The following is a 16,464-nucleotide window of genomic DNA, read 5'->3' as shown; positions in this document are numbered from 1 at the left end:
GCGTGCTTGCGGCAGTTGCCACGCGTTTGAATGCTCAGTCGCGTAGCGCCGCTCCGGGGCCGGCGATCTCGCGGCGCAACTGTTCCAGGCGCCGGATCTTGTCCTCCACCCTGGCGATTTGCGCCGCCGGAATCCCGCTGGCGCGGGCACGCTCGACGTCAGCCTGCAAGCGCGGCACTTCGCGCTGCGCGGCGCTGGCGAAGGCGGCCATGACGCGCGCCTCCTGGCGCGCTTCATAGGCCCGGTACGCGTGGCGGTCGGCCAGTTCGGCGTCGCTCGGCCCCGCCCCGGCGGCCGCTGGCGGCGCCAGCGGCGGCGTACGCGCGTCGCCATGCAGGCGCGCATCGGCCATGCTGTCGGCTGCCGTGAGCGGCGCGGCGCGCGCCACCTCACCGAACCATCCTGGCCCCGCCGCCTGGACGGTGCGGGCAGGCGCGGTTGCGACGGGCGGCACGGCAGGCGTCCCCGCCGGTGGCGCAGCCGCCGACGGCTCCGGGGCAGGCGGGCGCGCCAGCAGTGAGGCGGCAGCGGCCACCACCAGCGCCACGAGGAGGGCGCCGCCCTTCATGCCGGCCCCTCCCCTGCCATGCCGGCCCTGGTGATCTCGATGCGCGCCTTGCGCAGCAGCCCGGCACGCAACGCCGTCAGCTGTGCCGCAGCCATCTCGCGCGCCAGCGCGCGGCTGGCCACATAGCGCACCGCTTCGGAATCGGCGGCCTGATAGCCTTGCACCCGCTCTTCGACGAGCACGATTTCCCATGCCGCATGGCGGCCGGGGCCGGCAGGGCTGCGCACCGGCGCCGAGACCTGGCCCGGCGCCTGGGTGAACAGCAATTGCGCCAGCCAGCCGGGTTTGCTTCCAGCCTGGCTTTCATGGCGCACCCAGCCGAGCGATCCGCCGCCGGCGGCGTCCGGCGCAATCGAGTGACGCCGCGCCAGGGCCGCAAAATCGGCGCCGCCGGCCAGCGCGGCCGCCACCCTGCGCGCCGCCGCTTCATCGGGCAGGCGGATATGGCGCGCGCGCACCCGTTCGATGCGCACGAAATCCTCGCGGCGCCGCGCGTAGTAGGCGCGCACCTGCCCGGCGCCGACCTGGCCGGCCAGCGTGTCGAGCAGGCGGCTGCCGGCGTGCTGGTCGTCGCCCAGGCCGTGCAGGCGCATCATGGCCTGCACATCGCCCTGGTCGGCCAGCACCCGGCGCAGGTCGGCCACGGACGCGGCGCCGAAGCGGCGCACGCTCCAGTCCAGCACGTACCACGAGGCGACCTGCAGCCGGGCCTGCCGCTGCATGAAGTCACGCTCGCGCGCGAACAGCGCCACCCTGCCCTGGACGTTCTGGCGGCGGGCCACGTCGGCCAGGCTGATGCTGCCTTCGCCACCGCCCGGCTTGGCAAAGCGCAGCAGCACCAGCTTGCCTGCCTGCGCCAGCTGCGCCTCGTCCAGGCTGAGGTCGAGCCGCAGCGCGCCGGGTTTGCCGAACACCGCGTCGAGCTCGGCGTCGCTCAATGGCGGCGTTGGCCGCAGCAAGCTGTCGAGGCCGACGCCGGGCAATTGCCGCAAATCGCTTTCCATTTCCTTGCCATACAGGCTGCGCAAGGTGCTCACCAGCTGGTCGTCGATGCTCACCTCGCGTGCGAAGCCAACCCGCTGCCCGGCCCACAGCGCCGCTTCCCCGAAGCGCTTGCGCGCCTCCCCGGCCAGCAGGCGGTTGGCGATGAGGAGCTCGAGCGTGGCGCTGCGCTGCGCGTCCGGATCGGCGGCGCGCGCCATGCACCAGCTGCTCTCGACGCTGAACGCGAGCAGCGGCGCGCCGTCGATGCGCGCCGCTACCGCCGCTGCCGGCGCCGGCTGGCCGCAAGCCCCCATAGCAGGCCAGGCGCACGCCACGCAGGCGGCGCCGGCCAGCGCGCGCAGCAGGCGCAGCAGGCGCCGCGGCTTCAAATCGCCAGGCGCTCGGCGGCGCGGTTGAGTACGTGCACCACCATGGCGATCGCATGCGGCACCATGGCGCGCGCCACCGTGCGGCGGTCGGCGTGATCGGTCGACGAGAGCACAATGCCGCCGTTGGCGTACGAATAGCTGCCGCCCTGGGTCAGCAGCGCGCGGATATCGGTGGCGTTTGGGGCGAGCGGGGTAAAGCTGGCCAGCGCGCCGCGCACCAGGGCGGCATCGTTCAACTGTTCGCGCTCGTAGTAGTCGCCCACCCACTGTTCCCAGCCCGAGTGGCCATTGCCCGAGGTGCCCCAGGTATGGTGCGGCTGGACCAGGTCGGTCGTGTGCAGCACGAAGCCGAGCGACTGCGCGCTCGGGCGCGTGAGGAACTGCTGCCACCAGTACTGCCCCAGGTTATCGATCGGCTGGAAAGGCATGGTTTCGAAATCGGCGTACTGCTTGCTGCTGGAGTTGCCGCCCATGCGGTAGTTCGCTTCGGTCACGCCGAAGCTGTTGTACTTGCTGTTGTCGCCGAACCAGCCTTTCAGGCCGCCGGCGCCATCGTCCAGGTAGTCGCCCACCAGCCAGCCGGCGGCCAGCTTGTCGATATCGCCGCGGTTGCTCAGCTTGGCGTAGTTGTAGCCGCCGAAGGCGTTGCCGTGCACATCGCGCCCGCCTGTGTGGTTCTGGAAATGCCAGTAGGAGGTGTAGTTGGCCAGCGAGGAACCCAGGCCCCACACCGGCGCCATCTGGCAGCTGCCGGTGGTGGCGCCGCACAGATAGGTGTCGGCAAAATCATCGACATCGTAAGCGCCCTGGCCCACGGCTTGGGCGAACTGGTCCATCGTGTAGCCGGCCCTGGCCACGCCAGCGGCCAGCTTGGCATAGTTGGTGGTCGATGGATTGTTCTTCATGAAGGTGATCGCATCAAGCACGATGCGGCGGTGCGTTTCTTGTTGCCATGCCTTGGCGGGTGCGCTGGCAAACAGGGCCAGCGCGAAGCTGGCGGCGAGCAGTGTCGGTTTCATCATGACTCCAGGGTGACGCCAGCGGTGCGGTGACCGCGTGGCTGATTCGCGAAGGAAGAAATGTGAAAATGTAACGATGAAATGTGACGATGCCATGACTGTGGCGCGCCGGGTAAGGACGCGCTTTTTCAGTTGACAGGCCGCGCAAAGGCAGCTCGTTGGCGATCGGCGCGACGGTCTCGCCGCCGCCGTTCAGGCAGCCCGCACCCTGCGCTTGACGCGCACCACGATGCCCAGCCCGACCGCCAGCATCAGCCAGGCGCCGGGTTCCGGTACTGGGCTCAACAGGAATGCCTGGTGGCTGCCATCGGCCGTCAGGCCGCGCCCGACGATCTGGCCGTGGTCATTGATGCCGTAGGCCTTCTCGAGATAAGTAAAGCCGAACCGCTCCCCGACGATCTGCGCGTTCAGGTCGAATTCCATCCCATCCTGCCACAGCACGGCATGCTGGGCGCCTTCGCCGACGCCGGCCCATCCGACCACGGCGCCCAGGGCATTCATGCCGTTGCCTTCGGAGTGCTCGCCCAGGTAGCTCAGGGCGCCGTTCTGCCAGAGGCCGGCGCGCACATCTTCCCCGAAATACGTATTGATCACGATTTGTCCGGCGTTGTTGATGTCTTTCGCCGCGCTGCCGGTCCCGCCGCCATGCAGGTCGACGATTTGGCCATTGTTCCATAGCGCCGCATGTTGCTTGTGATCGGCGGTCGCGCCCCAGCCCACGACCTGCCCGAGGTCGTTCAGCGCTTGTGCGGTCGTTCCCGGGCTGAACGGCCAACCGGGGGGGACGTCGTTGTAGACCGTACTGAAGGGAAGCAGCTTCGTCGTTGTCACGCCATCCCATGATACGGAGGTTTCCACGTAGCCACCGAGCCCATTGGCGACCGTCACCCCATGTGCATTGATGTCGGTCGCTTGGGAGTAATCGTTCGAGACCGGCACCGACTCTATGCCGGCTGCCGTCCATCTGGTGGCGGCGAGGATACCGTGCGGGTAGAAGTTATAGCCCGCGACGTCGCCGGCATGATTGAGCGCCAGGCCATAACTGCCATAGCTCTGCGGGTCGTGACTCAGGTAGCGCGCCGTGCCCTGCTCCCACAGCACCGCCTGGGCCTGGTTGCGCTGGGCCAGGCCAAGCACGGTACCGGCGTTATTGATCGAGAACGCCTCGGTCGCGCTGGCCGAATCGACCAGCAGGGGCGAGAGCTTGTACTGCAGCGCCTGGGCCGGGCCGGCGGCGGCAATAAGAAGACTTGCGACAAAAAGAACTGATGATTTTTGCATGGTAAGGTTCCGGTGAGCGTGGCGGAGAGGGATGCCATATTGCCTTTAGCGCAAATGGGCTGAAGGCAGGACGTGGACAGCACTGACAATCTTAGACCAATATTAACGTTGATAAATCTATCTTTTCCCGTCCAGTAAATCGGCCTTGGGATCGGCCGGCGTGCGACGATCGAACGCCCCGCGATTTTCCTTACGCTTCGCCACTTTCAAGGATCGGCGCACCGATCCAGCTTACGTAGGCGCGATACGGTCTTCGCACAGGAGAAAACGGTTTTTACCCGGATCTTCCAGCATGAAATTCTTCCCGCCCGGCCATTCGAATACCTCCAGCACGCCGTTTTTGTCCGGCACCAGCCCGCCGCCGCTGGCAAACTGCACTCCCCGCAAGCGCTTCAATTCGGCGTCGCAGCTCGGCACGGTCAACGCAAACACCGGCGTCGCGCACGGCGCCGGATGCCAGGGCGTGATTTGCAGGCAGATAGCCGGATTGGCGACTGCACGCAGCAGCCAGGAATCCATCCCATAGTCGGCGTCGACCCGGAACATCCCCAGTTCCTGCACATAAAACCTGATCGTCTCGGCCGGCGCTTCGGCCCTCAAGAACACATCGATCCGCATACAGCCTTTCTCCTTTCAACAGCGGCACACCCGGCCGCGCATCCGCGCGCCCGTTTCGCCATTTTTGGACTTCTTCAAGGTCGGGCCGGCGCGCCCGTCCGGGCCAATATCGACCGGTCGGCCAGCCAGCCAGCGCGTGTTCCACTGTACGGTTTTTCGAAGTCAAGGTCCGGGAGAATCCGCCAGACAACAGCGGCGATTGACTTTCGCGGGCGGCGGGTACACCATCGGGAAGCTTGCCGACACCTGTTCCCCCACCTGTTTGAAGGAGTAAGTTGATGACAATGTTGATCAAAAGTGTACTCGGCATGGCTGCTTCGCTGGCCTTCGCGGCCAATGTGCTGGCGGCGGACGCGGGAACGGCGGAGGAAGCGAGCGCGCTGGTGAAGCAGGGCGTGGCTTTCTTCAAGGCCAACGGCAAGGACAAGCTGCTTGCCGAAGTGGCCAATCCCAAGGGGCAATTCGTCAGCAAGGACTTGTACCTGAGCGTGTGGGACACCAAGGCCAAGGTGCTGGCGCACGGCGCCAATCCCAAGATGGCCGGCAAAAACATCATCGAGTTGAAGGATGGCGACGACAAGTACTTCATGAAGGAAATCATGGCCAAGGCCGCCAATCCGGGCAGCGGCTGGGTCGACTACAAATGGGTCAATCCGGTGAGCAAGGATATCCAGGCCAAGTCGGCGTATTTTGAAAAAGTCGAGGATGTCGTCATTTCGGCGGGGTATTACAAGAAATAGGCGACGCGCCCGGAGTCCAGCAGACATGAAGCAATGAGCGCAGGGAATGGCTTTTTGTCCGATAAACTCGCAACGCACGATGCGGCGCTGGTGAGGATCGTGGCCGCGCGAGCGCCGCAGTAATTGCGCGCGCGCCTGCTCACGCTCTACAGCGCGCGGCGGGCGCTGGCCGGGTTGGCGCCGCAGGCGCAGATCGAGTTTGTCCACGCCGGCAGCAGCTGGGGCAATACGCCGATGGCGCTGGGCGAGCTTGCCATCGTGTTTCTCACCACCATAGCAGGCCATTTGTACGAGGCAGCCTGGCGCCGGCTTTTCACCGTCCTCGACAGGGGCGCTATACACCCTGCTGATCACGCCCGATCCCCGGCTCAGGTGTATTTTCCTGCGGTGCAGGTAGTGCCACCATTCGTTGGAGCCGTACAGGCCGGGCTTTCCGCACAAGCCCTGCATCGGCCGGGTCTCGTCCAGGGTAAGCGCCTCCCTGGTTTTTACAACATCCGGATACCGCCTGTGACGAAACCAAACAAAAGATTGCCGTCTCCTGTCATTCAGCAAGTATCTTTCAACCCTGGCGGACTGGTTCGAGCGAGACGGCCATTTCAAGCATGCCAAGAGCCCATTCGGTTTCCTCTTCAGCGGAGGGAGGGCATTTTTTTTCCAGATAAAGATGGATAAAATCAACCCGGCATCCCACTTGAAACAGCGCGATGTCTGCGTTGTCGTTCACATGCACAGGCAAACCCATCAATGCATTTCTCGATGACAAAACGTCAATCAGCAGGACCGGCGATTCTACCCCATTGTCCTTTCCGACATAGACTTTGCTGATCACACCCGATGCAAAAGTGCGACGTATTTTTCCACATTGCACGTAGTGCCACCATTCATTTGAACCGTATAGGCCACGATACCCACTCAGACCTTCGGTCGGCCTGGTTTCATCCAAGGTGAGCGCTTGAATTTTCCTTATCTCATCCGGATGAAGTCTGTGATGTTCCGACAGCCGGAACACCCGCTTCATCGGTATCTCAGCATCGAGATCTATAAAATTTGGCATGCTCTCCAATAACGACGACACCGGCGCCACAAAACCTGGTTCCTGTCTTTTGCGGTAAGCCCCCTCCGGTCGCTGCCTGGCAGGTTCCAATGATACAGCCATTTCCACCACCTCCTTCAGATAGACGATGGTGCCGTCTTCCGCCGGCTGGTGTTTCAGCTCGTAATAGCAGTAAAGCACATCGACACGGCTTCCAACCTGGAACAGGTTAGCATCGGCTTGATTGATGACATGAATGTCTTCATGGTCCACTTCTTCATACGGTGTCACGAAAGAGAATGCATTAATTTCATCCTCCCCCCACCCGCTTATATATACACGAGTGATTAGCCCGGAGACTATCTCCTGTCTAATTACGCCATTTTGAATGTTGGCCCACCACTCAGGTGAACCATACAATCCCAATCTCCCGCTCAGCCCCATGCACGGCCTAGACGCATTCAGGGTCAACGCTTGTGTTTGCTGCACTCGTTCCGGATCCCTCCTGAGATCTTCTTTCAGTTGGTAGACCAATTTCATTGGCACGTCAGCTTCATCAAGGCGTAAAAACATTGTCGCTACTCGCATAAGTTATGTTGCAATTCTTTAATAAATTAGGCTGGTTTTATCTGGCGCAATACGCTCAAATTGAACAATATTTTCTTCGAAAATTTTTATCGCTCTCCCGCCTTTTGCACCGAGGGCAGTGGTCACCTGATCTCCTTCAACCTTAATTCGCGCATAACTCTCCCCCCACCTTACTCCGGGACGTAATACCGGAAGATCAGGGAACGCAAGTCTGGTCACATCGTCATCGGCAGCGACAGCAATAGCGAGGAGTTTATCCGAGGTACCCGGTTTCATCGCAAATCTGACCAAAACTTCACCCTCTTTTTGGGCATATCGACTTGCATACCAAATTGCCGGAGAGGTGGACGTTTCCCCCGTCCCGGTTACTATTCCGCGTGCAACAAGAGCATTGTAGTGTTTTGCTTTCATACCACGGTACACAATTTCGTTACCGAATTTATCCCACTCCAGAACGCGGTTCGCTGCCCCCTGCACGCTTCTCGCGACAACACCTGTGCCTTTCGGACACGGCCCACACGTCGCCAACCCGAGCGGATCAATCCATCCGGTCGGATTGGGCGCATATGCCATCGTATTATGGCCACCCGCGAGCCCGATCGGATCCTGGCTGACGAAACGCCCCACGTCCGGATCATAGTACCGGAATCGGTTGTAATGCAGGCCCGTTTCGATGTCGTGATACTGGCCCTGGAAACGGATCGGCTGCGCCTGTGCCAGCGCCTGCTGCGAGCGTTGTCCGGCCTGCACCTCGTCCTCCACCTCGGGGGCCTCGATCCTGAGCACATTGCCCCATGCCTTGTAAGTGGCAGCCCAAGTCACGCGCCCGCCGGCATCGCTCACTTCGCGCGGCGTGCCCAAATGATCGGTATGCAGGTAGTGTACCTGCGCCGCAGCGCCCCCATCCTCCGGCGCGCTGTCGATCTGCGCCAGCGGCACGAAGGAATCCGGCTCGTAGATATACGTGCGGCAGTGCTTGCCACGGGTCTCGCTGAGCAGGCGGTTGCCATCCCAGGCAAAGCGCGTGGTGCCGAAGGCATCGCGCTTGGCGATGCGCCGTCCGAACGGATCGTACGCATACTTCACCGTCTGCGCGCTGTCGCCCTCCTGCCCGGCATTACGGGTAACCGTCGACTTGACCAGCTGATGCGCGCCGTTCCAGGTAAACTGCATGTGTGTGTGGCGCCCGACCCGCTTCTCGATCAGGTTGCCATGCGCATCGTAGTCGAAGCGCTTGTCCTCGAACACGCGCAGGCGGTTGCCCTCGACCCGGCCGCTGCCTTCGGCTCCCGCATTGAGCAGGTTATGCGCCGGGTCGAACGCGAAACGCTCGCCCAGCTGCGGCTGGGTCGCGCTCAAGATGCGGCCGATGACGTCGTACTCGAACGTGCTTCGGCCGTTACGGCTGTCGTCGAGCACCACCAGGTTGCCGCCGGCGTCATACTCGTAACGTCGCGCTACGGCTGGCGTGCTGCCGTTCGCGGCGACCTGAGACAACAGCCGCCCGACCGGGTCGTAGCGGAAGTGACTGGTCAAGGCGCCCTGGCTGCGGCTGACCGGGCGGTGCGCGCTGTCGCGCTCGATATCGCTCACCACCTCGCCATCGAGGTTGATCTGGTGCAAGTGACCGGAACCGTAGAACAGATGATTGAGCACGCGCCCGTCGGGCAGCACCGTTTGCACGCGGTTGCCCAGTTCGTCGTAGGCGTGCCGCATCGCGCTGGTGTGGCCGGCGCTGGTGGTCTGTTCAGACACCAACTGCCCCACGGCATCGTACTTGAGCACGATGGCGGCATCGGCGTTGGCCGCATGCGTCATGCGGCCGGCCAGGTCGTAGCCGTAACGCTCGCGCAATTGCTCCGCCTGCGCCGGGCCGGTGATGCGGGACGTGATTTTTTCGATCAGGCGGCCTGCTGTGTCGCGCAGGAAGCTGGTCTCGATGCGGGTCAGTTCGCTGGGCATGCCGCTGCCATGCTCCTCCTTGGCGGCGATCTGGCCGCTGGCGTCGTAGCGGTAGCGGGTCAGGCAGCCATCGAAGCCGATTTCTTCGGTCAGGCGATCCATCGCGTCGTAGGCGAAGCTGTGCGTCTCGCCGTTTTCGTTGACCAGCGCCGCCATGCGGCGCGCAGCGTCGTACTGGTACTGCAACACGCCGCCGCGCGCATCGATCCGTTGCAGTGGGCGGCCATCGCTGTCGAGCACATAGCTGGTGCGGTTGCCTCCGGCGATGTATGCACAAATGCGCCCGAATTCATCGTATTCGTAATGCTCCTCGGTGCCATTGGCCTGGCGGGTGGCCAGCAGGCGTCCGCCGTCGTCATAGTCATACGCGCTGACATTGTCGTTGGGGTCGGTCACCTGGCGCAGCTTGCCGCTGTCGTCGTAGTCGAAGCGGGTCAGCTTGCCGGCGCAATCGGTCTGGCTGATTGGCTGCCCGGCTGCGTTGTAGTTCAGTTTTTTCACGCCGCCGGCGGCGTCGGTGATGCGCACCGGCAAACCGTCGTTGTTGTACTGGTACGAAGTGCGCTGGCCCAAGCCGTCGGTGATGCTGGTCAGGTTGCCATGATCGTCGTAACGCAACGCGGTCGTCACGCCCAGCGCATCGGTGATCAAGGCCGGCTTGTCGAAGCGGGTGTCGTAGACGATGCCGGTGGCGCTGCCGCCACCCTCGATCCGCACCACGCGGCTGCGTTCGTCGTAGCGGTAACGGGTCACGCGGCCAGCAGGGTCGGTCAGCATCAGCAGGTTGCCGAAACGGTCCAGCGTGCGCAAGGTGACGCCGCCAGCGGCATCAACCAGGCCGATGAGACGCCGCTCGTGGTCGAACCGATAGTGCTGGCGCCGTCCCAGGTTGTCGGTGACTATCGTCTCATGCTGGCGGTAGTCGAACCGCCAGGCATGGCCGCCGTTGGTCCAGTTGTGCAGCACCTTGCCGCTCGGAGCATCCTGGTCGTATTCATAGCATGACACCAGCCCGTCCGGTTCGCCATGCTGCACCAGCATGTGCTGGCGATACAGGAACTGGCGCTTGAGCTGGCCGGCGCCGTTGCGCACCTGAGCCAGGTCGCCGGCCTCGTCATAATCGTAATAGACCAGCACGTCGCTCTGGGTGGCCGGCATGCCGCTGTCGCCATCCCCGCTCTCGCGCACCAGCGCCACCGAGCGCAGGCGCGGTTGGCCCTGGTGCTCGCCAAATACCAGCGTGAACACGCGGCCGGCGCTGTCGTTGATGCGTTCCGGAAGCTGCGCGTGGTTGTGCAGGATGCTGATGGTATTGCCGTTGGCATCGACCAGGCCGACCAGGTTGGCGATGTCCCTGCCGTTGGCGGGAAGCGCGAACTGGCGACGCAGCAAATTTTCATCAATCAGCTCGAAGGTGCGCGGACCGGTACGGCTCAAGGTGACCGATTCGTAGGGCGAGTAGATCGATTCGCCTATCTCCGGCAGTGAAAACGTCACGGCGCGCTCATAGGCGTCGAGGACCACGACTTCCTCCGCGCTGACCAGCAACGCTTCCGAAATCGGTGTCGACCAGCCTTGCCCCAGCCAGCCGACGCGCGCTGCGTCGGAACTGTAGGTGCGCTGCCACGGCAGCGGTAGCGGCGCGGGCAGCGAAAAATCCAGGTCGCTCTCACCCAGCAAGATCTTGCTGCCGAAAATCGGGTGCACGGGCGGGCCAACCAGGATGTTCGGGCATATCGGGCAGACCTTGTCGCCCTTGCCATTTTTCGGGGGTGTCTCGGCCGGCTTGGCCGGTTTGGCCGCGACCGGCTCGGGCGCAGCCCCGGGTCTGACGCCAGCGCCCGCCTTCGCACCGGCCTGGTCCGCCGCACCCGGCAGGTTGCTGCGCAAGGCGGGCATGGCCATCAGCTTGGCCTCGTTGGCCGCGACCCACGTCGCGAACTTTGGTCCGAGCTTGCTGGCGCTGATTTCCGCCAGCAGCATCGACCGGCTGAGCTGACCTTTCGTAAAATAGACCACGATCGCGCTAAGCAGTGCCACGACCAGCAACAACTTGCCTTGCGCGAAGGAGATACTGGCGCGCTCGATCATGCCCGGGTACTCGCCGCGCGCATTTTCAGGCAGCTGGCCGGCGGCCCAGGCAGTGGCGAATCCTTCGGCCAGATGGCTGCACATCTCGGGAATGGCCGTGCCGATACATTTGACCAGGCTGCCGAGACCCATCCACATCATGATTTCGGCGCCAACCTTGCTGCCGAACAGGGCGCCACCGATGGCGCCGGGCACCGCGCCGGCACCAGCAAAAAACGCCCCGCCGATCCCGCCGACAACACCGAAAAAGATGGCGCCGCCGCCCACGTACATGACGATCTCTTTCACGACCGACCACAGCACGTCCCAGACCATCGAGAAATCCAAACCGGCCAACTTGGTGGCGAGTAAGACAGCAAATCGCTGCTCGGCCTTGCCAACGGCGTGGGTTACCGCCCGGGCCGAGCGACCGGTCTCGGTCGTCATGGCCAGTTTCTCAATTGCATTTGCCGAAGCGCCGACCCGCTGCGACCATCGCGCCAATCGTTTTTCCATATCAATGCGTGCCTGCGGATTGGCAGTTTCGTATTGGCGGCGGAAGGTTCCAAGGATGCGTTCTACGCTGGAAAAACTGTCTTTGTGATCGTGGTTAGGCATGCTGACGAGTGTGTGGTAATGGCTGAACAGCTAACGTACATACGCAGGCAAGCCGGATATGCAAATTGAATATTGGCAATTATTTAATAGTATATCAGCAATTTTTCATTATTTGCACGACTAAAGGACCACCGGCGCTACCTCGCCGCCGCCGCCCTTTCCCATGCTAACTGCATCATTTGCGCAACAGCAATGTACATACTCTGAATGCAAATGAGATTGATTAACGTTTACGCTTCTGTGAGATTTGGCTATAATCCTGCGAATCTATCTGAGGAGTTCATCTTGAAGCACCAACAATCGCAACAGCCAAAAAGCCTTCGTAGCAAGAGCGACATGACGTTCAATACCATGAAGAAAACCAGTATTGCCATGGGCATTTCCAGTGCCTTGTTGATGATGCCGTTCGGCGCCAGCGCCCAGACGGTGGCCGCCGCGCCATCGGAAAAAGACAGCAAGACCCTGCCCGACGTCGTCGTCTACGGCAAGTACCTCGACCCGAACCCGAACGCCGAAGTCGGCGCGCCGTACAAGGCCAAGACCTCGGGCGATTCGCGCCACACCCGTCCGCTGGCTGAAACGCCGCAGACCATCTCGGTGATCACCAAGGCCGCGATCGACGATTCGGGCATGACCGAACTCAAACAAATTCTCAGCGCCCAGCCAGGCATCACCCTCGGCACCGGCGAAAACGGCAATGCCTTCGGCGACCGCTACATCATCCGCGGCCAGGAAGCGCGCAGCGACGTCTTCGTCGACGGCTTGCGCGACCCGGGCATGACCACCCGCGAAAGCTTCGCCATCGAGCAGCTCGAAATTTCCAAAGGCCCGAACTCGAGCTTCGCCGGGCGCGGCACCGCCGGCGGCGCGATCAACGCGATCACCAAGCAAGCGACCCTGGACAAAGACTTCCAGCGCGTCACCGTGGGCGTGGGCACCGACAGCCACAAACGCGTCACCGCCGACTTCAACAAAGGCTTCGGCGACAACTTCGCCCTGCGCGCCAACGTCCTGTACGGCGACGAAGACGTGCCTGACCGCAAGCCATCGAGCCGCACCCGCAAGGGCGTGGCCGTCTCCGGCCTGTGGGAAGTAAACAAGGACCTGGCCGTCACGCTCGATTACTACGCCCTGCGCACCGACGACAAGCTGCCCGACCTGGGTCACTTCCTGGTCGGCGCCGTGCCGAACCGCATACCGGCCACCAACGTGCCGGTGTACGCCCAGTCGAACGACTTCCTCGGCTCGGACGTGGACACCATGACCGCGCGCGTGAACTGGAAACTGGCGCCCGACCTGACCCTGACCAGCCTGACCCGCTATGGCCAGTCGAACAACGCCTACGTCACCACCGGCGCCTCGAGCGGCACCCGCTATGTCGGCGACAGCGCCGCCAATACCAAGTCATTCGTGAGCGCCGCGCTCGACGGCGGCCACACCGGCTGGCAGGATGTCGAGTACTTTGCGCACCAGAGCAATCTGCGCTGGGACAAGCAACTGATGGGCATGAAGCACGAATTCATCTTCGGCGCCGAATACACCGACCATCAAGTCGTCTCAGGCAACTTCACGGTCGCCAACAGCGGCGCCTTCAACTGCCGCAGCGCGGTTGCCGTCGGCCCGAACAATGCGCGTTGCTTCAACGACGTCAATGGCGTGCCGGTGGCCGACCTGACCAACTTCGCCGGCCGCAGCAGCACCCGCAACAGCTGGAACCAGGACTGGCAAGTGAAGACCTTCTCGCTGACCGCAATGGACACGGTCGACCTGACCGACCGCGTCACGGCGTTCGCCGGCATCCGCGCCGACCGCTTCGACCTGTCGCTGGCGCGCCGCACCCCGGCCACCAACCTGGTCACCGGCGAGTACAGCTACACCGACACCCTGGTCAACGGCCACGCCGGCGTGAGCTTCAAGGTCATGCCGAAACTGATCGTCTACGGCAGCGCGGCCAGCTCGCAGGACATCAACGGCGGCGAAGCCGATTCGGGCACCAACAGCGGCTACGGCGGCGCGGTGCTGTACCAGAACAAGATCGCCGGCGCCAAGCCGGAAACCTCGATCAACCTGGAACTGGGCACCAAGTGGAACCTGCTTGACGACAAGCTGCTGGCCACCGCCGCCCTCTTCCAGACCAAGAAGAAGGATGTGATGGAAGGGGCCAACTACGACACCGTCGGCACCTTCAACACCGGCAAGAACAAGGTGCAGGGGATCGAATTCGGCCTGACCGGCAACATCACCGAAGCCCTGTCGACCCAGGTCGGCGCGGCCATCATGAAGTCGAAAGTGACCGGTTCGGCCAGCCCAGTGGGCATCGGCCGCGAACTGGCCAACTTTGCCGAAAAATCGTTCTCGGCCCAGGCCAAGTACCAGCTGACCGACGCTTTCTCGTTCGGCGCCGTGGCCCGTTACGAGAGCGGCCGTTGCGGCGGCCAGCCCGACACCGCCGCCGGCTACACCGCCGACAACCAGTGCTCGCAGCCGGTGCCGTCGTTCACCGTGTATGACGCGTTCGCCGCTTACCGCTTCTCGAAGAAGCTGGACCTGCGCGTGAACGTGCTCAACGTCGGCAACAAGGACTACTTCACGGCCGTGTACCGCTCGGGCGCCTTCCTGTACAAGGGTGACGCGCGCGCTGTTCGCGTGGCGCTGAACTACGAACTGTAAGAACGGCAAGCGCGCGCCGCTTCAAGTGTCCGCTTCAAGTGTCTTGAGTGGCGCGCAAGTTCGCTACAATGCCGGGTAACCCCCGGCATTTTTCATTTAATGATGACACCACCTTTCCCCGGCCCCCAGCCGCCTCTGGGCAAGATCCCCGCCGACATCGGCTGCGCCGCCGACTATGAAGTGCTGGCGCAGCGCTTCATGGCCGCGCCCAGCTACGACTACGTGGCCGGCGGCAGCGGGCGCGACCTGACCGTGGCCGCCAACCTGGCCGCGTTCGCGCGCTGGGACATCTATCCGCGCCTGCTGCGCGACGTCGGCGCCGGCCACACCGGCGTCGCCGTGGCCGGGCAGCAGTTCGCCCATCCGATCTTCTTGGCGCCGGTGGCCTTCCAGAACCTGGCGCACAGCGCCGGCGAACTGCAAAGCGCGCGCGCGGCGCACGCGGTCGACAGTTGCATGATCAGTAGCACGCTCTCGTCCTGCACCCTGGAAGACGTGGCGCGCGGCGCCGGTCCGCAGCGCTGGTTCCAGTTGTACTTCCAGCTGCGCCGGGAAGACACGCAAGACCTGTTGAAGCGCGCCGTGCAGGCCGGCTACACGGCCATCGTGGTCACGCTCGACGCCCCGATCCAGGTGCCCAGCAACCGCGCCCTGCGCGCCGGCTTTCGCATGCCGGCCGACTGCGTGGCCGCCAACCTGCGCGGCTACGCCCCGGCCGCGACGCCCTCGCTCGCGCCCGAACAGAGCCGCATCTTCCAGGGCATCATGAGCAGCGCGCCGAGCTGGGACGACCTGCGCTGGCTGCTCGGTCAAACCACGTTGCCGGTGCTGGTCAAGGGCGTGCTCCATCCCGACGACGCCATCGCCCTGCGCGCCATCGGCGTGGCCGGGCTGGTGGTGTCGAACCACGGCGGGCGCACCCTCGACGGCGCCCCCGCCAGCCTGGACGTGCTGCCGGCCATCCGCGCCGCCATCGGACCGGCTTTCCCGCTGCTCTTCGATGGCGGCATCCGCTCCGGGGCCGACGTGTTCAAGGCGCTGGCCCTGGGCGCCGACGCGGTGCTGGTCGGGCGCTTGCAGATATACGCGCTCAGCGTGGCCGGCGCGCTCGGCGTGGCGCACATGCTCAAGCTGCTGCGCGAAGAACTCGAAGTGTGCATGGCGCTGGCCGGCTGCGCCACCGTCGGCGAGATCGACGGCGGCGCCCTGCTGCGGCGCCAGGACTTGCCATGCTGACCGTCCTCGACGCCATCCTCAGCAAGGATGAGGTGCGCCAGTTCCGCGCCTACCTCGACCAGGCCGACTGGCGCGATGGCGCGGCCACCGCCGGCACCCTGGCGCGCTCGGCCAAGAACAATGCCCAGATCGACGATGGCGCCGAAGTGGCCGTCAGCCTGGGCAACCATATCCTGCGCACGCTCGGCAATACACCGCTGTTCATTGCCGCCGCGCTGCCGCGCAAGATCTATCCGCCAAAATTTAATCGCTACGGTGTCGGCGAAACCTATGGCACGCACGTTGATAGTGCTGTGATGCAGATTCCCGGCACCCACTTGAGCCTGCGCAGCGACCTGGCCGCCACCCTGTTTTTGGCCGAGCCGGACGAGTACGACGGCGGCGAGCTGGAAATCGACACCGAATTCGGCGTCCAGGCCGTCAAACTGGGCGCGGGCGACATGGTGCTGTATCCGGCTTCCAGCCTGCACCGGGTGACGCCGGTCACGCGCGGCGCGCGGGTGGCCTCGTTTTTTTGGATAGAAAGCCTGGTCGGCGACGAGGCCGAGCGCACCTTGCTGTTCGACCTGGACCAGGCGATCCAGAACCTGACACCGGCTCTGGCGGCGGACGACCGCAACCTGCTCAAGCTGACCGGGATTTACCACAACCTGCTGCGCCGCTGGGCGGCGACCTGATGTTTCAT

General features: G+C 63.7%; 11 protein-coding genes. 4 read left to right on the top strand and 7 right to left on the bottom strand.

Going from position 1 to position 16,464, the window contains the following annotated elements:
• Positions 1-34: 34 nt before the first annotated feature.
• The 5 genes from F2P46_RS13595 to F2P46_RS13570 form a co-directional block, all read right to left on the bottom strand.
• Positions 35-568, bottom strand: a complete 534-nt coding sequence (locus F2P46_RS13595) for a hypothetical protein (protein WP_166890207.1) — start codon at positions 566-568, stop codon at positions 35-37.
• Complete coding sequence (locus F2P46_RS13590) at positions 565-1,941, bottom strand: peptidylprolyl isomerase (RefSeq protein WP_229509265.1); 1,377 nt, start codon at positions 1,939-1,941, stop codon at positions 565-567. Before F2P46_RS13590 ends, F2P46_RS13595 begins: the two co-directional genes overlap by 4 nt.
• Positions 1,938-2,960 (bottom strand): phospholipase, encoded by a 1,023-nt coding sequence (locus F2P46_RS13585; protein ID WP_166890205.1) that lies wholly within the window; start codon positions 2,958-2,960, stop codon positions 1,938-1,940. Before F2P46_RS13585 ends, F2P46_RS13590 begins: the two co-directional genes overlap by 4 nt.
• A gap of 192 nt (positions 2,961-3,152) precedes the next feature.
• Positions 3,153-4,241: an HAF repeat-containing PEP-CTERM protein gene (locus F2P46_RS13575; protein WP_166890203.1), complete on the bottom strand. Its 1,089-nt coding sequence runs from the start codon at positions 4,239-4,241 to the stop codon at positions 3,153-3,155.
• Between the two features lie 231 nt (positions 4,242-4,472).
• Entirely contained in the window at positions 4,473-4,859 is a 387-nt protein-coding gene (locus tag F2P46_RS13570; protein WP_166890200.1) for a VOC family protein, read from the bottom strand.
• A 278-nt stretch (positions 4,860-5,137) separates the two neighbouring features.
• Between F2P46_RS13570 and F2P46_RS13565 the strand changes: the two genes are divergently transcribed.
• Positions 5,138-5,599, top strand: coding sequence for a cache domain-containing protein (locus tag F2P46_RS13565; RefSeq protein ID WP_229509264.1), 462 nt, complete (start codon positions 5,138-5,140; stop codon positions 5,597-5,599).
• A 562-nt stretch (positions 5,600-6,161) separates the two neighbouring features.
• On the opposite strand, the gene F2P46_RS13560 is transcribed toward F2P46_RS13565, so the two are convergent.
• A complete protein-coding gene (locus F2P46_RS13560) occupies positions 6,162-7,208 on the bottom strand; it encodes a hypothetical protein (protein ID WP_166890197.1) in 1,047 nt (348 codons plus the stop codon).
• A 33-nt stretch (positions 7,209-7,241) separates the two neighbouring features.
• A complete protein-coding gene (locus F2P46_RS13555; protein ID WP_166890194.1) occupies positions 7,242-11,702 on the bottom strand; it encodes a DUF6861 domain-containing protein in 4,461 nt (1,486 codons plus the stop codon).
• A gap of 507 nt (positions 11,703-12,209) precedes the next feature.
• Here F2P46_RS13555 and F2P46_RS13550 point away from each other — a divergent pair.
• From F2P46_RS13550 to F2P46_RS13540, 3 genes are all read left to right on the top strand, one after another.
• Complete coding sequence (locus F2P46_RS13550) at positions 12,210-14,543, top strand: TonB-dependent receptor (protein ID WP_229509263.1); 2,334 nt, start codon at positions 12,210-12,212, stop codon at positions 14,541-14,543.
• A 99-nt stretch (positions 14,544-14,642) separates the two neighbouring features.
• Positions 14,643-15,779 carry an alpha-hydroxy acid oxidase gene (locus F2P46_RS13545; RefSeq protein ID WP_229509262.1) on the top strand — a complete coding sequence of 379 codons (1,137 nt, stop codon included), beginning with the start codon at positions 14,643-14,645 and terminating at the stop codon, positions 15,777-15,779.
• The gene (locus F2P46_RS13540) at positions 15,773-16,456 is read left to right on the top strand and encodes a Fe2+-dependent dioxygenase (protein WP_166890192.1); all 684 of its coding nucleotides are present in this window, start codon (positions 15,773-15,775) and stop codon (positions 16,454-16,456) included. Before F2P46_RS13545 ends, F2P46_RS13540 begins: the two co-directional genes overlap by 7 nt.
• Positions 16,457-16,464 lie beyond the last annotated feature (8 nt).

The sequence above is a fragment of the Massilia sp. CCM 8734 genome (assembly GCF_011682155.1).
Lineage (GTDB): Bacteria > Pseudomonadota > Gammaproteobacteria > Burkholderiales > Burkholderiaceae_D > Telluria_A > Telluria_A rubra.
This window is presented reverse-complemented; position numbering and strand designations above follow the sequence as displayed.